The organism is Galbibacter orientalis DSM 19592, from assembly GCF_000260115.1.
GTDB classification, from domain to species: Bacteria; Bacteroidota; Bacteroidia; order Flavobacteriales; family Flavobacteriaceae; genus Galbibacter; species Galbibacter orientalis.
On sequence record NZ_JH651379.1, the window covers coordinates 1461469 to 1483282 of the forward strand.

Annotated in this window: 24 protein-coding genes; 9 read left to right on the forward strand and 15 right to left on the reverse strand. The window is 32.2% G+C overall.

The window, feature by feature from the left end; all coding sequences use genetic code 11:
* Position 1 precedes the first annotated feature (1 nt).
* Positions 2 to 199, reverse strand: a complete 198-nt coding sequence (gene ccoS / locus JOOMADRAFT_RS06530) for a cbb3-type cytochrome oxidase assembly protein CcoS (RefSeq protein WP_040879581.1) — start codon at positions 197 to 199, stop codon at positions 2 to 4.
* Positions 200 to 269: 70 nt separating this feature from the next.
* A complete protein-coding gene (locus tag JOOMADRAFT_RS06535; protein ID WP_008612100.1) occupies positions 270 to 2642 on the reverse strand; it encodes a heavy metal translocating P-type ATPase in 2373 nt (790 codons plus the stop codon).
* 102 nt (positions 2643 to 2744) lie between these two features.
* Here JOOMADRAFT_RS06535 and JOOMADRAFT_RS06540 point away from each other — a divergent pair, with 102 nt between their 5' ends.
* Positions 2745 to 3431 carry a Crp/Fnr family transcriptional regulator gene (locus JOOMADRAFT_RS06540; RefSeq protein WP_040879961.1) on the forward strand — a complete coding sequence of 229 codons (687 nt, stop codon included), beginning with the start codon at positions 2745 to 2747 and terminating at the stop codon, positions 3429 to 3431.
* Here the strand turns inward: JOOMADRAFT_RS06540 and JOOMADRAFT_RS06545 are convergent.
* The gene (locus tag JOOMADRAFT_RS06545) at positions 3428 to 3895 is read right to left on the reverse strand and encodes an ankyrin repeat domain-containing protein (RefSeq protein WP_008612102.1); all 468 of its coding nucleotides are present in this window, start codon (positions 3893 to 3895) and stop codon (positions 3428 to 3430) included. The two genes, JOOMADRAFT_RS06540 and JOOMADRAFT_RS06545, sit on opposite strands and share 4 nt — an antisense overlap.
* A gap of 446 nt (positions 3896 to 4341) precedes the next feature.
* Here JOOMADRAFT_RS06545 and JOOMADRAFT_RS06550 point away from each other — a divergent pair, with 446 nt between their 5' ends.
* Both JOOMADRAFT_RS06550 and rpsU read left to right on the forward strand, forming a co-directional pair.
* Positions 4342 to 4536 carry a cold-shock protein gene (locus JOOMADRAFT_RS06550; RefSeq protein WP_008612103.1) on the forward strand — a complete coding sequence of 65 codons (195 nt, stop codon included), beginning with the start codon at positions 4342 to 4344 and terminating at the stop codon, positions 4534 to 4536.
* A gap of 168 nt (positions 4537 to 4704) precedes the next feature.
* Positions 4705 to 4899 (forward strand): 30S ribosomal protein S21, encoded by a 195-nt coding sequence (gene rpsU, locus JOOMADRAFT_RS06555; protein ID WP_008612104.1) that lies wholly within the window; start codon positions 4705 to 4707, stop codon positions 4897 to 4899.
* A 30-nt stretch (positions 4900 to 4929) separates the two neighbouring features.
* Here rpsU and JOOMADRAFT_RS06560 read toward each other — a convergent pair whose 3' ends face one another.
* The gene (locus JOOMADRAFT_RS06560) at positions 4930 to 5730 is read right to left on the reverse strand and encodes a DUF2797 domain-containing protein (RefSeq protein WP_040879584.1); all 801 of its coding nucleotides are present in this window, start codon (positions 5728 to 5730) and stop codon (positions 4930 to 4932) included.
* A 40-nt stretch (positions 5731 to 5770) separates the two neighbouring features.
* Here JOOMADRAFT_RS06560 and JOOMADRAFT_RS06565 point away from each other — a divergent pair, with 40 nt between their 5' ends.
* Both JOOMADRAFT_RS06565 and JOOMADRAFT_RS06570 read left to right on the forward strand, forming a co-directional pair.
* A complete protein-coding gene (locus JOOMADRAFT_RS06565; protein ID WP_008612106.1) occupies positions 5771 to 7291 on the forward strand; it encodes a GH3 auxin-responsive promoter family protein in 1521 nt (506 codons plus the stop codon).
* Between the two features lie 221 nt (positions 7292 to 7512).
* Entirely contained in the window at positions 7513 to 7875 is a 363-nt protein-coding gene (locus tag JOOMADRAFT_RS06570; RefSeq protein ID WP_157136662.1) for a hypothetical protein, read from the forward strand.
* Positions 7876 to 7947: 72 nt separating this feature from the next.
* Here JOOMADRAFT_RS06570 and JOOMADRAFT_RS06575 read toward each other — a convergent pair whose 3' ends face one another.
* The 11 genes from JOOMADRAFT_RS06575 to JOOMADRAFT_RS06625 form a co-directional block, all read right to left on the reverse strand.
* A complete protein-coding gene (locus JOOMADRAFT_RS06575; protein ID WP_008612108.1) occupies positions 7948 to 8955 on the reverse strand; it encodes a type II toxin-antitoxin system antitoxin SocA domain-containing protein in 1008 nt (335 codons plus the stop codon).
* 18 nt (positions 8956 to 8973) lie between these two features.
* Complete coding sequence (locus JOOMADRAFT_RS19660; RefSeq protein ID WP_050989665.1) at positions 8974 to 9192, reverse strand: hypothetical protein; 219 nt, start codon at positions 9190 to 9192, stop codon at positions 8974 to 8976.
* Positions 9193 to 9642: 450 nt separating this feature from the next.
* On the reverse strand, positions 9643 to 9897 hold the full coding sequence (locus JOOMADRAFT_RS06585) for a hypothetical protein (protein ID WP_008612109.1): 255 nt from the start codon (positions 9895 to 9897) through the stop codon (positions 9643 to 9645).
* A 79-nt stretch (positions 9898 to 9976) separates the two neighbouring features.
* Positions 9977 to 11206, reverse strand: coding sequence for an ATP-dependent Clp protease ATP-binding subunit ClpX (gene clpX, locus JOOMADRAFT_RS06590; protein WP_008612110.1), 1230 nt, complete (start codon positions 11204 to 11206; stop codon positions 9977 to 9979).
* Positions 11207 to 11249: 43 nt separating this feature from the next.
* On the reverse strand, positions 11250 to 11927 hold the full coding sequence (clpP, locus tag JOOMADRAFT_RS06595) for an ATP-dependent Clp endopeptidase proteolytic subunit ClpP (protein ID WP_008612115.1): 678 nt from the start codon (positions 11925 to 11927) through the stop codon (positions 11250 to 11252).
* Between the two features lie 90 nt (positions 11928 to 12017).
* Positions 12018 to 13340 carry a trigger factor gene (tig, locus tag JOOMADRAFT_RS06600; protein WP_040879587.1) on the reverse strand — a complete coding sequence of 441 codons (1323 nt, stop codon included), beginning with the start codon at positions 13338 to 13340 and terminating at the stop codon, positions 12018 to 12020.
* A 260-nt stretch (positions 13341 to 13600) separates the two neighbouring features.
* A complete protein-coding gene (locus tag JOOMADRAFT_RS06605; RefSeq protein ID WP_008612117.1) occupies positions 13601 to 13942 on the reverse strand; it encodes a phage holin family protein in 342 nt (113 codons plus the stop codon).
* A gap of 89 nt (positions 13943 to 14031) precedes the next feature.
* A complete protein-coding gene (locus tag JOOMADRAFT_RS06610; protein ID WP_008612118.1) occupies positions 14032 to 15513 on the reverse strand; it encodes an SGNH/GDSL hydrolase family protein in 1482 nt (493 codons plus the stop codon).
* 21 nt (positions 15514 to 15534) lie between these two features.
* Positions 15535 to 16779 (reverse strand): OmpP1/FadL family transporter, encoded by a 1245-nt coding sequence (locus JOOMADRAFT_RS06615; RefSeq protein ID WP_008612119.1) that lies wholly within the window; start codon positions 16777 to 16779, stop codon positions 15535 to 15537.
* A 109-nt stretch (positions 16780 to 16888) separates the two neighbouring features.
* Positions 16889 to 17659: an alpha/beta fold hydrolase gene (locus JOOMADRAFT_RS06620; RefSeq protein ID WP_008612120.1), complete on the reverse strand. Its 771-nt coding sequence runs from the start codon at positions 17657 to 17659 to the stop codon at positions 16889 to 16891.
* A gap of 83 nt (positions 17660 to 17742) precedes the next feature.
* Positions 17743 to 18456, reverse strand: coding sequence for a pyridoxine 5'-phosphate synthase (locus JOOMADRAFT_RS06625; RefSeq protein WP_008612122.1), 714 nt, complete (start codon positions 18454 to 18456; stop codon positions 17743 to 17745).
* A gap of 190 nt (positions 18457 to 18646) precedes the next feature.
* On the opposite strand from JOOMADRAFT_RS06625, the gene JOOMADRAFT_RS06630 reads away from it, so the two are divergent.
* From JOOMADRAFT_RS06630 to JOOMADRAFT_RS06645, 4 genes are all read left to right on the forward strand, one after another.
* Positions 18647 to 19303 carry a CBS domain-containing protein gene (locus JOOMADRAFT_RS06630; RefSeq protein WP_008612124.1) on the forward strand — a complete coding sequence of 219 codons (657 nt, stop codon included), beginning with the start codon at positions 18647 to 18649 and terminating at the stop codon, positions 19301 to 19303.
* 79 nt (positions 19304 to 19382) lie between these two features.
* The gene (locus JOOMADRAFT_RS06635) at positions 19383 to 20267 is read left to right on the forward strand and encodes an NAD kinase (protein ID WP_008612125.1); all 885 of its coding nucleotides are present in this window, start codon (positions 19383 to 19385) and stop codon (positions 20265 to 20267) included.
* 110 nt (positions 20268 to 20377) lie between these two features.
* Entirely contained in the window at positions 20378 to 21070 is a 693-nt protein-coding gene (gene porG, locus JOOMADRAFT_RS06640; RefSeq protein WP_008612126.1) for a type IX secretion system protein PorG, read from the forward strand.
* A gap of 6 nt (positions 21071 to 21076) precedes the next feature.
* Positions 21077 to 21814 (forward strand): isoprenyl transferase, encoded by a 738-nt coding sequence (locus JOOMADRAFT_RS06645; protein ID WP_008612127.1) that lies wholly within the window; start codon positions 21077 to 21079, stop codon positions 21812 to 21814.

Sequence of the window (21814 nt, forward strand, 5' to 3'; positions counted from 1 at the left end):
TTTATGATTGTTGTTTATTTTTGGTTTTACAAGTTTCAGTTTTACAAGAATCTTTTTTTATTTCATCTTCAAATAACATACGTACAGAGGGAGTGTAACTATCGTCATATTGCCCAGATTTTACAGCGCTTATAAAGGCAATAAAAAAGATTAAGGCAATTAAAATACTTATTGATAATAGTATATATATAACACTCATGATTGTATATTGTATTGCAAAATTATGGGCAACTATTATCAAAAAGAATGACAATTATCATGTTGCCTTATCAAATTAATTTTCTACTTACAAAATTTGTACACAACGTTGTAAAAACAACAATACTAATAGAGCTTAGCGGCATTAAGATTGCTGCAATAACGGGAGATAAATGCCCGGTAACAGCAAATAATAACCCTATAATATTATAGATAAAAGACAGTATAAAACTTGCTTTGATAATGTTAATGCCTTTTTTGCAAGTGTTTAAATACTTGTTTAATTCAGTAATATTTCTAGCGTCTAATATTGCGTCGCAGGCAGGGGAGAATATATTTACATTTTCTGAAATAGCTATCCCAACATCGCTTTGCTTTAGAGCACCAGCGTCATTGAGACCGTCGCCAATCATTACTATTTTAGCACCTTCTTCTTGATGATGCTTTATGTAAATCAATTTATCATAAGGTTGCTGGTTAAAAAGCAACTTTGTATTTATAGGAAGTAATTTACATAAATTTTCTTTTTCACTTGCATTATCTCCAGATAAAATTACGAGTTCATATTTTTTATTGAGTTTATTAAATAGTTTAGAGATGCCTTTTCTGTATTGGTTATAAAAAACATACCTTCCTTTATATTTATTATTTGTACTAATATGAACACTCGTTTTTAGCACTTCTTTTGCAGTATTTTTATTAACAAAACTTGCAGAGCCTACTTTGATATTTTGATTGTTTACACGGGCTTCCAGTCCTTTTCCTGTAGTTTCTTTAAATTCATCTAAAGAAATAATATTGTTTGCTTTTAAAAGTTGATAAAGCTGTCTGCTTAATGGATGGTTGGAGCCTCGGAGGGTGTTTTTTAACAAAATCTCTTCATCTGCATTCAGGACTTCGCCCTCGTAGGTAATTGTGTTTTTATTGGAAGCTGTAATAGTTCCAGTTTTGTCAAAAATTATGGTATCTATTTTTGCTAATTTTTCAATTACATACCCATCTTTTAAATAAAAGCCTTTTTTGCCAAAAATCCGTAATAAATTCCCTAATGTAAAAGGTGCAGAGAGTGCTAAGGCACATGGGCAGGCTATAATTAAAATAGCTGTAAAAACATACATTGCTTGAGAAGCATCTTTCCATAACCAATAAAAGAGAGATGAAAATGCTATGATTAAAATTGCAATGGTAAAATATTTACTTATTTGGTCGGTAATACTTTTAAAATGAGTTGTATTTTCTTTCTTAAAGGCATCGTTACTCCAAAGTTGCGTTAAATAACTTTGAGAAACAGTTTTTAAAGCTTCTACCTCGATACTATTTCTTGTTTGTTTCCCACCAGCAAATATTTTATCTCCCGAAGTTTTAGTAACAATATCCGACTCGCCAGTAACAAAGCTATAATCAATTTTTGCCTCTCCTTTTATAAGAATACAGTCAACAGGGATAATTTCTTCACTTCTAATTAAAATTCGGTTCCCTTTTTTTACGTCTTGAACTTGAATGTTTTCTTCTTGATTGTTATTTTTAATCACTGTAACTCCTATGGGGAAGTAGCTTTTATAGCTTCTTTCAAAAGACAAAAAGTTGTATGTTTTCTGCTGAAAAAATTTTCCAATTAGTAGGAAGAATACAAGCCCAGACAGACTGTCGAAAAAGCCTTGGCCAGTACCGCTTATAATTTCGTAGGTACTTCTTATAAAAAGAACAGCAATTCCTAAGGCAATAGGAATGTCTATATTTAATATTTTAGATTTTATGCCTTTATATGCCGAGATAAAATAATCGGAAGAAGCATAGAAAACTACGGGCAGTGAAAAGGCAAACATAATCCACCTAAAGAAAGGTTTGTAATGGTCAAGCCAATATTCATTTACTTCAAAATATTCAGGAAACGATAAAAACATGATGTTTCCGAAGGCAAAACCAGCAATTCCGAGTTTGTATATTAGACTTCTGTTAATAGAAGTGTTTTCTGTATTCTTATTTTCTAGATTTATTTTAGGTTCATAACCAATAGTAGCCAATAAAAGCACAAGACTTTTGAGGTTATAACTTTCGGTTTTATATGTTACTCGAATTGTTTTTTTTGGGAAATTAACCTGAGCATCTTTTACATTTGAATTTATTTTATGGAGATTTTCCAAAACCCATATACAAGAGCTGCAATGAATTGTTGGGATGTAAAGATTTACAATTTGGAGGTTATCATCATTAAATTCAAGAAGACTTTCAACGATTTTTTGATTTTCTAAGATATCATATTTTCCACGAATTTCTTTTGGAGTAATCCCTGGATTTTTATCTAAATCGTAATAAGACGTTAGGTTGTTATCTGAAAATATTTGATAAACAGTTTTACAACCATTACAGCAAAAAATCTTATCATCAAAAAATAAGGAGTCTTGCTCACAATCTAGACCACAATGAAAACATGAATTGCTCAATTTCTTAGTTTTAAAAGGTCAAATCTCTATAAATATATAAATAAAAAGTATGATATTTGTCATTGTAAAATGATTTAATGAATAATGCAAAGCGCTACAGAGATGAGTAAATGTGAACAATGTATAGTGCGAAAATTTAGTTCCTTAAAAAGCTTAGATAAATCAGAATTAATAAGTATTTCTGAATGTAAAACTTCTCAACAAATAGAAAAAGGCTCTTTTCTTTTTGAAGAAGGAGATCATTTAAATGGAGTTTATTGTATTAAGTCTGGGATTTGTAAGCTTACAAAATTGGCTTCTAATGGAAAGAGTCATATTGTAAAATTCATCAAAAAAGGAGATTTATTAGGGCAACGAAGCATTGTTAGTGATGATGCCGTTGGATTATCGGCAACAGCTATAGAAACAATGGAGGTTTGTTTTATTCCGAAATCGGAAATACTTTCTGTATTTAAAAACAATGCTAATTTTTCTGCGGATATAATAAATGACATCTGCTATGATTTAAAATTGGCAAATGAGCATATAGTGCAAATGGCACAAAAACCGGTTAAATCTAGGTTTGCTTCTTCATTGCTAAGCTTATATGAAGAATTTGGAGTTGATAAAGAAGGCTTTTTAAAAATATCCCTTTCCAGAGAAGAATTTGCCAACATTGTAGGAACAGCTACAGAATCTATGATTAGAATGATTTCCGATTTTTCAAAAAAGGAATTGATTGAGACCGAAGGGAAAAAAATAAAATTACTAAATAACGTTAAGTTAGGACTTTTGGCAGAAGACCTCTAGCTTAAGATAGCTATAATTTCATTATGTTTTTGCATTTTTGCATGGTCTAACGCTGTTAGTCCATTTGCATCTTTAATGGCTTTGTTAGCATCATTTTTAAGTAACAGCTTAATAATTTCTGGTCTCCCAAAAGTAGCAGCAAAAATTAATGCAGTACTCCCGTTACCATTTGATAAATTTACACTTGCATTATGAGCAAGGAGTAATTCTGCAATGGTAATATATCCTTTAAAACAAACGCCCATTAAAGCGGTATTTCCTGAAGCATCTTTTGCATCTATTTCTGGATTGAACTTTAAAATGGTTCTTGCCACCTCATTGTTTCCATAATAAGTTGCCAATAATAAAGGAGTAGAACCACGTTGATCTCTCTGGTTTACCAATTCAGAATTTTTGGTAAGCAGTTCTTCTACTTTGTTTAAATCTTCAGATCGGATGGCATTAAATAATTCTTCTGTTTTCATGTGTAATTTTAAGAATAAGCACGCTATTAAAGCACTTCTCTCAAAAGTACAATTTTAGGCTGATAATTGGTGTTGATTTAGATTAGAATTAATAATGTAACTATTTATTTTTTTTGAAGTTAATAATGTTTTTCTTTGAAAAAAGGAGCTAAGTAAGATTGTGCAGAGTTGTAAAATACTGATAATCAATAAAAATTTAGAAATAAACTAGAAATAAATAGATTAATCCGAAATAAAGACGTTTCTTTGCACTCAATAGCAATGAAGCACATACAAAATTTGGTATTTTTTATCCTTCCGAGAATTTATTATCCCACTTTTTTTTAGACTTTTTGCCACAGATACATAATTTCTTGTAATTGTGTTCTTGTCAATTTTTATAATTGATGTGCACAGCCTACATGATTTTATTGTATCGACTTATAAAAATTTAAAATTATTATACAATGAAAGAAGGGACAGTAAAGTTCTTTAACAGAACCAAAGGATTTGGATTTATCACTGAAGATGGTAGTAATGAAGATATCTTTGTACACGAAAGTGGTTTAATTGATAACATCAATGAAAACGACAAAGTAAGATTTGAAACCGAAAGAGGTAGAAAAGGAATGAATGCAGTAAACGTAGAAATCGTTGACTAAGCATTTATAAAAATAAAACCATCCTTATTTTGAGGGTGGTTTTTTTAATTCCATTTACTGGGGTTTATCTGGCGCTTTTGCGCTCTTGTAATTAAAATGATTTTCGTTTAGCTACTTTGTAGATTTGCTCTGAAGTAGTTTTTATTAACTATAAATAATATACGCACTATGCTTATAATTCCGATTAAAGAAGGTGAGAACATTGATAGAGCCTTAAAAAGATACAAACAAAAGTATAGAAAAACACAACAATTAAAGAAGCTACGTAGCAACCAACACTTTACAAAACCTTCACAACAAAGAAGAGAAGAAGTTGCAAAAGCTATGTACAAGCAAGAATATCAAAGAAAGTTAGAGGATTAACCTCTAACTTTTTTCTTTTTACTCTTATTTTTAAGAAGGCATACTATTTATATTCACTACTAAGCCTTCATTTGCTCTGATATTAAAAACAGTTTGGTCTTCAAAGATTAAATACTGACCTTTTATTCCTTTTAAAACCCCAGTGTATTCGGGAGTTTTAGATAAATTGAGACTTTTTGGTTTTACAGGGTATGCTTCCACTGGAAATTCAATGGTTGTTTCTTCATTTTGATTAATAAAATAAGGCAACGCTTCCTCAGGGATGTATTGTTTTAACTGGTCTCTATAGGTCGCTAAATTTTCGTCTGTAATATCATTTTGGAGCATTTTGCGCCAATTTGTTTTGTCAGAAACGTGGTCTTTTAAGGCAACTTCCATAATTCCCGCTAAATATCTATTAGGAAGTTCTGCTATTTCAATAGCTTCATGTGCTCCTTGGTCTATCCATCTAGTTGGAATTTGACTCTTTCTAGTAACACCAACTTTTATACTGCTAGAATTTGCTAAATAAACAATATGCGGCTGTAATTGGGCTTCTTTTTCGTAAGCCAAATCTCTATCTTCAATATCTAAATGTGCTTTACTTAATTCGGGCTTTAAAATCCAATCGGCAGCTTTTGGAGTTTCAAAAAAACAACTTTTGCAAAATCCTTGTCGGTATATAGGTTTGTCTAAATGACAAGAAAGACATTCGAATTTTATAAACTTAATTTGAATCTTTTTATTGAGAAGCTGATTGAAATTTAGGTAGTTGTTTTCAAAGACTAAGTAGTAATTTATTGGTTTTGTGTATTCAGTTTGCATTTTAGTGAGAACACCTTCGAACATGATAAAAGTTTTTTCCTATTTTTATCAAATATAATTTAAATAAATGTCAATTCCATTATTCAACTCGATTGCTTCATGGCTTTTAAAAAAGCGTTTTCATCAGATGGAACTTTTTTTAAAATATCCAGGAGAAGTACAAACAGAGGTGCTTATTCAATTAATGTCTGTAGCTAAAGATACCGAAATGGGGAAGAAGTATGTTTTCTCCGAAATTGAGTCGTATGCTACCTTTGCCGATCGTGTTCCAATTGTTCGCTATGAAGATATTGAACCAATGATTGAAAGAGCTCGTAAGGGAGAAAGTAATATTTTTTGGCCTTCAAATATAAAATGGTTTGCAAAAAGTAGTGGAACTACCAATGCTAAAAGTAAGTTTATTCCTGTAAGTACAGAGTCGTTAGAAGATTGTCATTTTAAAGCAGGGAAGGATATGCTTTCTCTTTATTTTAATAATAATGAAGATTCTAAGCTTTTTACTGGAAAAAGTTTAAGACTTGGAGGGAGCAAGGAGCTGTATCAAGATAATAACACTTTTTTTGGAGACCTTTCAGCAATAATTATTGATAATATGCCTTTTTGGGCAGAAATGAGTAGTACGCCTAGCAATAAGGTGTCTTTAATGAGTGAGTGGGAAAGTAAGTTGGCAGCTATTGTAGAAGAAACAGTTAGGGAAGATGTTACAAGTCTTGCCGGAGTGCCATCTTGGATGCTTGTTTTGTTGAATGAAGTTTTAGAAAAGACAGGAAAAAATCATCTGTTCGAAATATGGGAGAATTTAGAAGTATACTTTCATGGAGGAGTAAGCTTTAACCCATATAGAGAACAATATCAAAAAATATTACCACGAAAGAATTTTAGGTATTACGAAATTTATAATGCTTCTGAAGGCTTTTTTGCTATTCAGGACCGTAATAACTCGGACGAATTATTATTGATGCTTGACTATGGTATTTTTTATGAATTTATCCCGATGGATGTTTATGGAACCCCAAATGAAAAAGTAATTCCACTTTGGGAAACAGAAATAAATAAAAATTACGCTATTGTAATTACCACAAATGCGGGTTTATGGCGCTATTTAATTGGAGATACCGTGCGTTTTACGTCAACGTCTCCTTACAGGATCAAAGTAACAGGGAGAACAAAACACCATATTAATGTTTTTGGAGAAGAGCTAATTATAGAGAATGCTGAGGAAGCCTTACAAAGAGCCTGTAAAGAAACAGGGGCCGAAATAATAGATTATACTGCAGGGCCTATTTTTATGCAAGGAAAAGAAAAAGGAGCGCATGAATGGTTGATAGAATTTAGAAAATTACCAGAAGATATTAATGTTTTTGCTGGGGTAATGGACAATGCGCTTAAAACTCTTAATTCTGATTACGAAGCTAAGCGTTATAATAATATTACACTTAACATGCCAACCATACATATTGCAAGAAAAAACCTTTTTTATGATTGGTTAAAGAAATACGATAAGTTAGGAGGACAGCACAAAATCCCTAGACTCTCTAGCAATAGGCATTATCTAGAAGAGTTACTGGAAATGAGTAAAGGAAGCTAATTTTTCTTTGGAAAAATTAGCTAGATATTGAAAGATAAATGTAGAAGTGTTTTTGTAGAGGTATTAGCTATAAGTTGAACAGACCAACAAAAATTTTAATAAATTTAAATAATCAAACTCTAATATGAATTCATAACTGAAGTTGAAAAATGAAATTCCTGATTAACAAACCATATCTGATTTTTTGGACATCTATTCCGATAATAATCTTGTTCGGAATTTTGACTAAAGCAGACTCTTTCGGATTTAATATTTACGACACTTATTTTATAATTGCAACTAATGATTTAATAATCCTGTTTTCAATCCTTTTTGGAATAATCGGGCTTGGATATTGGACTATGCTGAAAGCAAATAGAAAACTATCCAAATGGCTGAATTTCACTCATATTGTGCTGACTTTTGGCGGAATTTTGATAATTTGGATTTTATCTCAGCTTTACAGAGAATCGATAAAGGAATTTGATTTTAATGATAATCTGACTTTTGCAATCTATTCAATCGCTTTGATTACTGTTTTCGGACAAATAATATATCCGATTAATATTGTAAGCGGATTAATAAAAAGTAAACCCAGTGGCTAACATGTGTATCAGGTACACCTTATAAAATAACTACTATTTTTTTATAAACACGTTGGCAACAACTTGAAACAATCAAATGTGAATTAATTCAAATGCATAATTATAATCTATTAAGCTTTTGCTTTTTTCATTTTCTAGCCAAGCTTTTTCCTCGTGGCTTTTCTCCATTATTTGGGTAGCATTATACCCTCTAAATGTACTCACAATAATATTTAAAGACTCTATTTCTTCTATACTGAATAATTCAGAATTGAAATCTTTTTGACTAGATTTATAAAAACATTTACCCCAATATCCATTTCCATAATCTTCCACTTTCATAAAAATATAATCCTTATTTGCCGCATAATCAAAAATACCTCCAAATCTCACTGGAACTGGACCGTAATTATGTGCCATATAATTTGAACCACTTATTGAATATGCAGTTTTCTTGTAATTATAAAAATCAGAATAAAACAATAATTTATTCATCATTGTTTCGGTAGGATTTAGCTTTTCGGCAAAAAATAAAATCATATTTAACATCTTTTCCATATCAGGTTTTCTATAACCTGAATAATTATCTGGTAATCTATTTTCAAATAAGATATCTACATATTTTTTATCATCCTTGCTTTCTTGGTAATTTTCAATGACAACGTTGATTCTTTTAAGAATTTTTACTTTTTCTTCTTGGTTTAAATCATTGTTTAAATTCACTAACAACTTAAAGTTCAAAATACTATTTGATACAGTATTAATTAAGTTAGCATTTGCTAAACTTGGAACTTCCCCTTTTTCGTGATTTCTATAACTATTGGTTCCAAAACCTAATATTTTGGACATCATGCTTGCAGATAGTCCATAAGTATTTCTTAATTTAATAACTTGGTCTGGAAAAGGAATATTATGCTTGTCCCTATATTGATTGTAAACTTGATTCAAATTAAATTCATCTAATTCTGTGGTTGTATATGATTCTCCACTATCTTCACAATAATAACTTTTGTGATTATATTCGAATTTTTCTTTTCGAAATTCTAAAGTGTTTTTTTTAATTTGTAAGGTCATTTTCTTACCTGTGATTGGACTTTTCATAATTAACTTGTTTTTAGTTTAATCCTTAAACGGGAATTCCATAAAGAATTCAGCTTTATGGAAAGAAATGCAAATTGCTTGGTCTGTGATTTGAGAGATAGTCAGCTTAATATAAATTTGTTGCCCTTTAATTATTTTACCAAAAATCCACATTTCAGTACCTCCTTGTTGAGCTTCCTCTATAGGACCTTTACTGTAATCCTCAATTTCTAGATTGAGAATTATTTCTTCACGCATTTTAGCAGTGATATTTATATCTGCAAGATTTTGAATACTATTTTTAGGACGATTGGAGAAGATAATGCCCCATACTTTAATAATCCTTCAGTTTTTGCAAGAAAGATTTTACAATTGATTTATCTGCCATTTTTACGCGTCAAATTCAATCTAAATATAAATGTATTTTAAATATAAAACACTATAAAGTTGATTTTAAATATATTATATAGTGTAATTTCAACTTTAAAGTGTAAATTAAATTAGCTTATGTCATTCCCTATTAAAACACCAACCCATTATAAAATTTCTACTTTAGTTTGTTGCTAAAAGTATCCTATACAATTGCCCTAATTTTCTTATGAAAGACCAGTAGAAGATTTGTGTATCTCTATTTTCTAGTAAAAAATTGGTTGTAATAATTTGATTTATAGTGATTTTACTTAAAAGATGTTTGCTTGAAAAACCTTTTTAGATAAGGTTTAAAAGTAACCTGATAATTTCACTTTTTTCAGTTTCATTATTCATGATATAAAATTCTTTTAATTTAGAAAGATCATTTTTATCCCATATTAAATGCTTGTTGTTCTCAAACCAAGATTTTATATTTTCTGTGGAGAGATTGCAAATTTCTTTTTCTAATATATCATCACCTTTTAATGAGGGTACATTTAATGTTTTGCCTTCGGTTACATATTTGTCCACCTCTTCTCGAATAGGAACCATATAAGGACTATGAGTGTTGTTTATAAAACAACAAAGCCCCCTAAAAGGAGGCTTTATTGATAAGGCTGTATAAAAAATATTAAGAAACTGCTTTTAATTTATTTACAGTTATCTTATTTAGTTTTTCTTCAACATATTCTTTGTTTACTTCAAGTTTGTTTTCTTTTGAACTTGGTAAATCAAACATAGCATCTGTTAAAATGGTTTCGCATAAGGATCTTAATCCACGTGCTCCCAATTCGTATTCTATTGCTTTTTCAACAATAAAATTTAATGCTTCATCATTTATTTTAAATTCAATATCGTCCATTTCAAACAGTTTTGCGTACTGTTTAATAATAGCATTTTTTGGTTCTGTTAGGATGGAACGTAGTGTTTCTGCATCCAACGGATCCATATAAGTAAGCACTGGTAATCTCCCTATAATCTCTGGAATCAAACCAAAATCTTTTAAATCTTTTGGAATAACATATTGTAATAGGTTCTCACGGTCTACTAAATCTTTTTTAGAAACACTGTAACCTACTGCTTGCATGTTTAACCTTTTGGAAATATGTCTATTAATTCCATCAAAGGCACCACCAGCAACAAATAATATATTTTCAGTATTTACTTCAATAAATTTTTGATCTGGATGTTTTCTTCCTCCTTTTGGCGGGACATTTACCACAGTTCCTTCTAGAAGTTTTAGCAATGCTTGTTGAACTCCTTCTCCAGACACGTCTCGGGTAATAGAAGGATTATCGCTTTTACGAGCAATTTTATCAATTTCATCTATAAAAACAATCCCTCTTTCTGCTTTTTCAAGATTGTAATCTGCTGCCTGTAAGAGACGAGTTAAAATACTTTCTACATCTTCTCCAACATATCCAGCTTCTGTTAAAACAGTAGCATCTACAATTGCTAAAGGAACATTTAGCATCTTGGCAATAGTTTTTGCCATAAGGGTTTTACCAGTACCGGTTTGCCCAACCATGATGATGTTACTTTTTTGGATCTCGATATCGTCTTTACTGGCTGGCTGTAATAATCTTTTATAGTGATTATAAACAGCAACAGACATCACTTTTTTAGTAGCATCTTGACCAATGATAAATTGATCTAGATATTCCTTAATCTCAGCTGGTTTTTTTAAAATCAGCTCTGAGGATAATTCACTATTCTTAGATTGTTGCGATTCTTCTAATACAATTCCATGTGCTTGTTCAATACAGCGGTCGCAAATATGTGCATCCAGACCCGCTATAAGCAAGCTAGTTTCTGGCTTTTTTCGACCACAAAATGAACACTCTAATTCTTCTTTCGCCATTTTTTTACATTTGTGAAAACGTAATACTACGTTTTCTATTTAATTAGACGGTTCTTTTTAAAACTTCGTCTATCATTCCGTATGCTTGTGCTTCTTCAGCTTTCATCCAGTAGTCTCGATCGCTATCTTCGGTTACTTTTTCCATAGATTGCCCTGAATGATTAGCTATGATTTCGTATAATTCTTCTTTTAATTTAAGAATTTCACGTGCTGTAATTTCTATATCACTTGCTTGCCCTTGAGCGCCGCCTAGTGGTTGGTGTATCATAACACGACTGTGTGGCAAAGCAGAACGTTTTCCTTTTTCTCCAGCACATAATAAAACAGCTCCCATAGATGCCGCCATTCCTGTACAGATAGTAGCTACGTCTGGTTTAATGTATTGCATAGTGTCATAAATTCCTAAACCAGCATATACACTTCCTCCAGGGGAGTTAATATATATTTGGATGTCTTTAGAAGCGTCTGCACTTTCTAAAAACAATAATTGTGCTTGAATAATATTAGCAACTTGATCGTTGATTCCGGTTCCCATAAAAATGATTCTGTCCATCATCAATCTAGAAAATACATCCATAGCAACAGCATTTAACTGACGCTCTTCGATAATGTTTGGGGTAAGTCCCACGGGAGTCATAGCGCTTACAATTTTGTCGTAATACATGCTATTAATTCCTCTATCTTTTGTGGCAAAAGCCTTAAATTCTTTTTCGAAATTCATAAATTATATTTACTGTTTTTTTAGTACGTAAAAAGGCGTTAAAACTTACAGTTTAACGCCTTAAAGATACTTAATTTATTTTATAAGGATTTACCCATAAACTTCTTTAACAAAGTTTTCGTAAGTAATCTCTTTTGTCTTTAAGTTTGCTTTTTCCTTGTATAAATTCACAAGTTTTTCGCTCATTATTTGTTCAGACAATCTTTTAGCTTCTTCTTGATTAGATAAAACACGTGAAGAAATGTTTTCTAGAACTTCTTCCTCTGGATCTGTTTGCCCAAATTGTGCCATTTGCATACGTACGTATTTTTTAGCAAATTCTTTAAGCTCATCATAACTAACTTGAAGGTCATTGTTGTTAATAATTTTTCCTTCGATAAGTTGATATCTTAATCCTTTTTCAGATTTAGCATATTCTTCGCTAGCTTCTTCTTCAGAAAGATTGTTCTCTCCAGTAGCTTGAATCCATTTGGTAAGGAATTCAGCTGGAAGGTCAAATTTAGTATTTTCAACTAAATATTCAGTAATGTCATTTAAAAGTCTTTGGTCTGCTTGTTGAGCAAATTGCTTTTCAGCATCTTCTTTGATTTTAGCTCTCATTTCTTCTTCTGAAGTAACAACACCTTCACCAAAAAGCTTATCAAATAACTCTTGGTTTAATTCGGTAGCTTCTCTTTTGTTAGCTTCATCTATTGTAAATGTAACTTCAATTTCTAAATCGTGAGCCTCATCATGTTCTACTTTTAAGAAGTTAATCAAATCATGATCGTCTTCAAAAAGTCCTTTAGTTTTAAGTTCTAAAGTATCTCCTACTTTAGCACCAACAAATTTATTTAGGTTTCTTTTACCTTTAAGTTTGTCTAAAGTAAGTGTTGTTCTGTTCTCAAGTCCTTTTTCTTCATTTTTAAAAACTCCAGTAACTTCACTTTCTTCTGTAACTTCGTCTTGAGCGATTAATTTACCGTATTGTTTTGCAATTCTATCAACTTGCTCATCAATCATTTTATCGTCTGCAATGATTTGGTATTGAGTAATTGCTTTTTTAGTTTTTAAATCAACATCAAAAGCAGGAGCAAGACCTAATTCAAATTCAAAAGAAAAATTTTCAGCATCCCAATCTAAATCATCTTGTGCTTTAGGAAGTGGATTTCCAAGTACGTCTAATTTTTCTTCAGTAAGATATTTGTTTAGTGAATCTTGTAAAAGCTTATTTACTTCATCAACTAAAACAGCTTTTCCATATTGCTTTTTAACCAATCCCATTGGAACATGTCCTTTTCTAAAACCTGGGATGTTTGCAGTTTTTCGGTAGTCGGTTAAAATACTATCTACTTTATCGCTGTAATCTTCTTTTGTAATAGCAACTTTTACTATTGCATTTAAATCGTCAATTTGCTCTTTCGTAATGTTCATTCTCAAAAAATATTTAATAGCCCGTAAATGGGCATGCAAAAGTAAAACATTTTCAAAAGTTAACCAAGTTTTTAAAAGGCTGAAAAACAAATTCTTAATTTTTATTTTCCAGTTTTCATTTAGAAGTCCTAAATAAGGGCATTAAATGGTAATTGGTTAACTTTTATGATGTCTTATTTTATTAAAATTTTAAGATTTTTAAACTGAAATAAATGCTCTTTTTTAAGAAGATTTAATCACTTTTTGTTAATAATCGAGATTTATTCTGCGCCTACTAAAGATTCAAAAATAGACTGTAGAATAGATAGTAGTAAACTGAATAATAATGCCCACCATATGTTTACAACGGAAAATCCACCTACAAAATAATCTGCAAGTAAAATTATACAGGCATTAATAATTAGTAAGAATAACCCTAATGTAATAATGGTAACTGGAAGGGTAAGGATTACTAAAATTGGTTTTACTATAAAATTTAATAGCGCCAAAACTATGGCAACTATTATTGCAGTTCCGTAACTTTCTACGCCTACGCCAGGAAGTATTTTTGCTAAAATAACTACGGAGATAGCTGTTAAAAGTATTTTGATTATAAATTTCATTATGATTGGTTTAAATTGTTATGTATTAAAGATATAAAAAAAGCGCCTGTTTTACACAGGCGCTTTTGAAAACTTAGTAAGATATAATATTATTTCACAAAAATAGTTGGATATGCTCCAGGGTTTAAAGCTGGAATAGTAGCATTGTATTTTTCGTTAATAGCATTTATAATTTGGTTTGCAATTACTGCATAACCTCTTTGTGTTGGGTGCACACCATCAAGAGAGAAAGCGCCACCAGTAGCAAAGGTGTTGGTAATGTTTCCGCCATCAAATGAAATTCCACCATTTGCCAATTGATTCATCAATGCTTCTACATCTACAAAAGCTAAATCGTATTGAGTAGCTAGCGCTTCAATAGTTGCATTGTAGGCTGTTTGTGCATTTGTTACCATTTCAATTTCTGTAGCAGTTAAAGCTTGACCGTCGGTTAGAGGGACAGCAACACCAATAATTGATTGAGGATTATTTGGGTCTGCCAATGTTCCTAAAATAGAGGAGGTTGTTAGCGGAAGTAAATCTTCAGCCGTAGCTTGTCTCATATTTGTAAGTCCTGGGTTTATGCCTGTTAAATCTGTTAAATCTTCATCTAATATTACAACTGCATTTTGTCCAGCGCTAAACTGTATTGTACGTTGCGCTACTTCTTCGGCAGTTATTAAACCGAAAGATTGCGCTTGTAGTAATCCGCCATTATATTGCGCATATGCTTGGTTTACAACACCTGCAGTTTGTGCGTCTAATGGGATAGCATTGTAAGGTACCGTAGTAAAATATGGTATAGTTGTAACATTTGGAATGTTTGCTACCACCCCTTTAGCGCCTCCGTTTGTAAGGGCTGTAAGTAAATCGTTATATACTTTAGCAAATACATTTGGGTCTGTAATATCATTCTCTCCATAGGTAGTAGGGTCTAAATTCCCAGATTGGTCTACTCCAATTCCACCGCTTGTTGCATAACTTAATATGTCGTTATTTCCTATCCAAAGTGAAAAGAAAGTTGGATTTTGAGAAGCAGCATCTTCTATAATAGAAGCATCTGTAGTGCTTGCCATTCTTACAAAATATGGATTTGCTGCGCCTACTTCAAGATTAGCAATATTTCCGTAACCGTTGGCAACTAAATGAAAAATTTTAGAACCAGGAACTCCCATATTGTTAAAAGGACCTTCTAGTACATTTGAAATATCTGTAGTTGGGGTTCCGTCTAAGATTTCTGGTGTCTGACTTCCGTCTGTTCCAAGTACTATAACACGACGGTTATCCATTATTTGATTTCCATTTGCTAATAATCCTCCAAAATTGTCGTTTACTAATGGTTGTGTAAAATCTCCTCCACCAACATGCTTAAATTGTATAGCTAGCATGCTTGGAAAAGAGTTTTGTTGTCCGTTTAGATACAATGCGCCATCTGCATACCCGGCAGTAAGAGAGTTTCCAACAGCAACAAAGTTTGAAAAGTCGGCATCGCCGCTTGAGTAAAAACCTTGTTCGTCTACTGGATCGTTAAATTCAGGCTGACAAGAAGTCAATGCAATAGCTGCAATTGATATATATAGTAGTTTTTTCATTTTCTTAATAATTAGCATTTGTTAAAATCCGTAAGTGATTCCTAAGCCTGGAACAAAAGCATTGTTCTTATAAGTCCCTCCAAATGGCACATTTTGACCATTTTCTTGATAATAATCGTAAGACTCGTCCACTTCATCAAAGTGGATGTATAAGAAGGATGCATCCAAAGCAAAACGATTGCTTAATTGGAAAGTGAATCCTCCAGTAAAGTTATCAGAATCGTTTCTTGGTGTTTCTGGAGCAAAATATCCAGACTGCACAGGAGATTCATCAAAATAATATCCACCCCTTAACGTGAAACGATTGGTGGCTTTGTATTGCAGTCCAAATCTATAAGTGGATGCATTTTTATAATTACGAGGATTTAAAGATTCTTGTCCATTACTAAAAATAACATCTAATGCTTCGTAAGCACTCCAGTAAGCTCGGTTGTAATCAAAAGCAACCAACCATTTGTCGTTAATAGCGTAAGAAGCTCCAACAGTTAATTCTGCTGGTAAAGGTAAGGAAGCGTTAAAAGTTACCCCTTCATACAATGGAGCTACTCCAGATGGGACGTTTTGGAAATCTGCTTCACCATTTTTAGCATCCATTTGTATTTCGGAGCGGTAATTAATACCTAAAGTAAATTCTTCGGTAGGTCTAACCATTAAACCAAGGTTATATCCCCAAGCACCAATTCCGCTTTTGTCAATAGTAACATTGGCTCTTTCTCCTTCTGTATTTGTGGTGGTACGGTCAATATTTCTATTGAAGTTAACAGCTCCAGTAGCATAAATAGGTCCCCCTCCTATACTAATTTTATCATTTATTTTAATAGAGAGTGTAGGCTGAATAAAAATAGCTTGTAAGCTAATGTCGTTTATTAAATGAGAGCCTTCCCAGTTGGTAGGGTATTCAACACCACTACCATATGGAGTGTAGATTCCTAATCCTACACTAGCCCAATCGTTAATTTTATAAGCGGCATATACATTAAATGGAGTAGAAACAGGGTTGTTTGCTTCAGTATACCATCCATATTGTTCGTTTTGAAAACTGATATTTGCGAAAACGGCATTTGCGCCTCCACTCACAGTAAATTTTTCGTTTAAGAAAGTAAGACCAGCTGGGTTGAAGAAGACAAGTTCCGAAGAGTTGATAACAGCTACTCCAGTATGCCCCATGGCAAGTTGCTTTTGTCCTTGCAAAGAAATTCGATATCCTCCAGCATAAGTCAAGGCACTAGTAAGCAATACCATCGCCAAAAGCGTAAGTTTTTTCATGAATTTGTTAATTTAGAATTATGAATATTAGCTATTCAAAATTAATATAAAATTATTCATCTGCAATTTTGAGGCTACTGATATTTAAAAATCATTAAAAAATTAACATTTATGAGTTAAGGAATGTTAGTGATTTTTCAAAAAATTGTTTTGGATTTTCTGCATGAAGCCAATGACCTGCATTGTCAATAATTTCTACAGAAGCTGTAGGGAAATGAGATTTTATAAGCTCTGTATCGTTTGGAGATATGTACTCAGATTTTGATCCTCTTAAAAAAAGTGTTTTTCCTTGAAACGTTTTTTGAGAAGGAAGGGCTTCTCCAATTTCTTCTTGAGATTCCGCTAAAACATCCAAATTAAATCTATATCCTAAAGTTTCTTTTGTTTTCCAATATAAATTCTTTAATAAAAATTGGCGCGTACCCCAGTCGGTAATATAATTGGATAGTTCTTCGTCGGCTTCGGTGCGGGAAGAAATTTTGGTAAAATCTAAAGCTTTTAATCCTTTAATAATATCTTGATGATGTGGTGGATAATATTTTGGAGCTATATCTGCAATTAATAATCTTTTTATAACTTCAGGATTTGTAACCGAAAGGAGCATGGCTACTTTGCCTCCCATGGAATGACCAATTATGTTAATGTCTTCTAAATCATTTAAATCAAGATAATTTAAAACATCTTCTACCATGATTTCATAGGAAAAATCTTCAGAATGAAAACTTTTTCCGTGGTTTCTGAGGTCTAGTAAATGTACTTCAAATCCTTCATCTGCATATTTAGTGCCAAGGGTTTTCCAGTTGTCGGACATTCCTAAGAAACCATGTAAGATGATTAATGGTTTACCCTTTCCTATAACTTTAGATTTAAGAATTTGCATGATTTAAAGGAGTTTTAAAAATTATTGGATTCAAAGATTAATAAGTGTCATTTTTTCAATGAGACATTTAGCTGTCTAAAAAATTATTTTAGTTTTTGCAAATACATTTGTACTACATTTTCGAGGCCTAAATAAAGAGATTCTGCAATAAGCGCATGTCCAATAGAAACTTCTAATAAATTTGGTATGTTTTGCTTAAAATAAGCAGTGTTCTCAAGGTTTAAATCATGACCAGCATTGATGCCTAAGTCAACTTTATTGGCAACCAAAGCAGCTTCAATGTATGGTTTGATGCCGTCTTTGTTCCCTTTTTCAAATTCACTAGCGTAGGCTTCCGTATAAAGCTCAATTCTGTCGGTTCCTGTTTCAGCAGCGCCTTCAATCATTTTAGAAATAGGGTCTACAAAAATAGAGGTTCTAATGTTATTCGCTTTAAATTCAGCAATAACATCAACTAAAAAATCTTTGTATTTAATAGTGTCCCAACCAGCATTAGAAGTAATGGCATCCTCTGCATCTGGAACCAAAGTTACTTGCGTAGGTTTTACTTCTAATACTAAATCCATAAAACTTTTTATAGGATTTCCCTCTATATTATATTCGGTATGTACTACACTTGGTAGATCCCTTGCGTCTTGATACCGAATGTGTCGCTCATCTGGTCTTGGGTGAATAGTAATACCTTCTGCACCAAAATCTTGAATGTCTTTAGCAACATGTAAAAGATTGGGAACATTGCCGCCTCTAGAATTTCTAAGGGTTGCAATTTTATTTATGTTAACGCTTAACTTTGTCATGAAAATAAAATCATATTAATTGACTACAAAAATACAAAGTAGTCCCCCGCATACCAAGCTCAAAAAGCATTAAAATTAATGAATCCTGTAATATTGATAGCAGGATAGTGTTATTTCATTTTTACTTAGTAGTTAAAGCCTGCCTTTTTGTGGTAGAAATTGATTAATTTGCCAAAGAAATAATTGTGTTATGAACATACATTCTTATATAAATAATGATATCCTTCCATTATTGCCTAACTATCCGGTAAAAATGGTTAGAGGAATGTTTTCTGATTGTACCAATACACATATTTCCGTTGTTGAAGATAATAGGCTGCTCGGAAATATTTCTGAAGACGATGTTCAGGGTTTTGATCCTGAAAAAAAAGTGAGCGATTATCTGTATGCTTTAGACTTATTTTATGTGCAAAAGCATACCAATTGGTTGGATGTGCTGGAGGCATTTGCAAAATATAACGCTAATGTATTGCCTGTTTTAGATGAAAACAATATTTACATTGGTTATTATGAGCTTATTGATATTATGAATTTGTTTAAAGAAACTCCTTTTTTAAATGAACCTGGAGGAATTCTTATAATTGAAAAAGGAAATATAGATTATTCTTTTAGTGAAATTTCTCAGATTGTAGAAAGCAACGATGGAAAATTACTTGGTGCTTTTATTTCTGATGAAGAGGGAGATGTAACGCAGATAACTTTAAAGCTCGGAACTTCTGGTCTAAATAATATTATTCAGGCTTTTAGAAGGTATAGTTATAATATTATAGCTGGGAATGAAGAAGATTCTTATATTGAAGCCCTAAAAGATAGATCTAATTACTTAGATAAATTTCTAAAAATATAACTTTGACGCCGACTTAAAATGTGCGCGAGTTCTATAAGTCGATAAAGAATTATTATATTTCAGCAATAAAAAATAGCTAATGAAAGTAGGTATTTACGGTCAGTATTACAAAGAAGATTCTGAAGAATACATTCTTAAACTTTTAGAAGTATTACAACGCAATAAAGCCGAGGTGTATTTGGAAAGTGAGTATTTAATGCAAATAAAAGAACCACTTGGTATTACCGAAGCCTACAAAACGTTTTCTTCTTTTAACGATTTAGATAATTCCTTCGATATTTTTTTAAGTGTTGGTGGAGATGGAACCATGCTCCGTACGGTTCTTTTTGTACGGGATCTTGATATTCCAATTTTAGGAATTAATACAGGGAGATTAGGTTTTTTGGCAACCGTGCAAAAAGAAAATATAGAAGCAGCAATAGAGGAGGTGCTTAAAAATAGATTTGAGGTTAAAAAAAGAGCTTTACTTCAAGTAAGTGCAGAAACTCCAATGGAAGATCAAACAGAAGTAAATTTTGCGCTAAACGAAATTACTGTCAGCAGAAAAAATACAACTTCTATGATTACTATTGCAACTTGGTTGGATGGAGAATATTTAACTTCTTATTGGGCAGACGGACTCATAGTGGCAACGCCAACAGGGTCAACTGGTTATTCTTTGAGTTGTAACGGTCCCGTAATTGCGCCAAGTACCGATGCGCTAGCTTTAACGCCTATTGCGCCGCATAATTTAAACGCACGCCCATTGGTGATTCCTGATAAAACAAAAATCCGCTTGAAAGTTTCTGGACGAGAAGATACCTTCTTAGTTTCTTTAGATTCTAGAATAGCAACATTAAATAACGAAACAGAAATTTTTATTGAAAGAGCCCCTTTTACTATAAAATTGGTAGACCTTAAAGAAGAGAGTTTTCTTAAAACCCTCCGAAATAAGCTTTTATGGGGAGAAGATAGACGTAATTAATCCCAATGAAGGCAATAATTTTTCACAAATTTTGTTTTACAAGCACATTCATTTAAATGATATTACTCATAAAATATCATAATGTATATATTTGCAAACTTTGAAAAGGTATGAATTTTAGAATCTTAGCTATTGCGCTTATGTTAACCACAACAATATCTTATGCTCAGATGTTTGAGGCTGGGGTATTTGCAGGTGGAAGTAATTACATTGGAGATGTAGGGTCTTCTTGGTACATAAAACCTAATAGCTTTGCAGCTGGAGGCGTGTTTAAGTGGAATATAAGCAAGCGCTACGCATATAGAGCTTCTTTTACATTTTCTACACTGCATGCTGCAGATAGAGATTCTGATAATTCTGCTAGAAAAGAACGCGATTATAGTTTTTCTAATGGAATTGTAGAAGGTTCGCTAGGGATGGAATTTAATTTTCTAGAATTCGATCAAAGTGATTTCGAAAGACCCATTACTCCTTATTTATATGGAGGAGTTTCAGTTTTTTTGCATGATGAGTTATATTATACAACCAATAATGCTCAAGTATCTGGAAATAAAACTACATTTGCAATCCCTATGGCAATAGGAGTTAAGGGTAAAATAAGCTCGCGTTTCATTCTCGCAGCAGAGATTGGAGCACGTTATACTTTTACCGATAATTTAGATGGAAGTAATCCTAACACACTTCTGCCTAATAACGAAGATTTGAAGTTTGGAAATATCTTTAGCGATGACTGGTATGTTTTCTCTGGGTTAACATTAACCTATACATTTGGAGAACGACCGTGTTATAGCTGTTTTGATTGATGAGTAATGAATGAAGAGTTAATTAATAAGGAAAATCTACCTAAGCACATAGCTATTATCATGGATGGTAATGGACGTTGGGCTAAACAGAAAGGAAAACTTAGAGTTTTTGGTCATGAAAATGGAGCCAAAGCTGTAAAAGAAGTGGTAGAAGGTTGTGCGCGTTTAGGTGTTCAAAACTTAACGTTGTACGCTTTTTCTACGGAAAATTGGAACCGTCCAAAGTTGGAGGTAGATACCCTTATGAAACTTTTAGTCTCTTCTCTTAAAAAAGAACTTCAAACGCTTCACGAAAAAAATATCAAGCTTAAAGCTATCGGAACCATAGAAACACTTCCTCAAAAAGTACGCGAAGAACTTTTGGAAGTAATGGAGAGAACCAAAGATAATACACATATGACACTTACTTTGGCATTGAGTTATGGGGCTCGAGAAGAATTAAAAAATGCTGTAGTACAGCTATGTACGAAAGTTAAAAATAATATAATTTCTATAGATTCTATTGACGAATCAATAATTAATAATCATCTTTACACGCAAGATTTGCCCGATGTAGACCTACTTATAAGAACAAGTGGAGAGCATAGAATAAGTAATTTCTTACTTTGGCAGATTGCATATGCTGAGTTGTATTTTACGAAAACACTTTGGCCAGATTTTACCAAAGAGCACTTGTGGGAAGCAATAATAAATTATCAAAACAGAGAACGTAGATTTGGAAAGACAAGCGAACAACTTAACTAA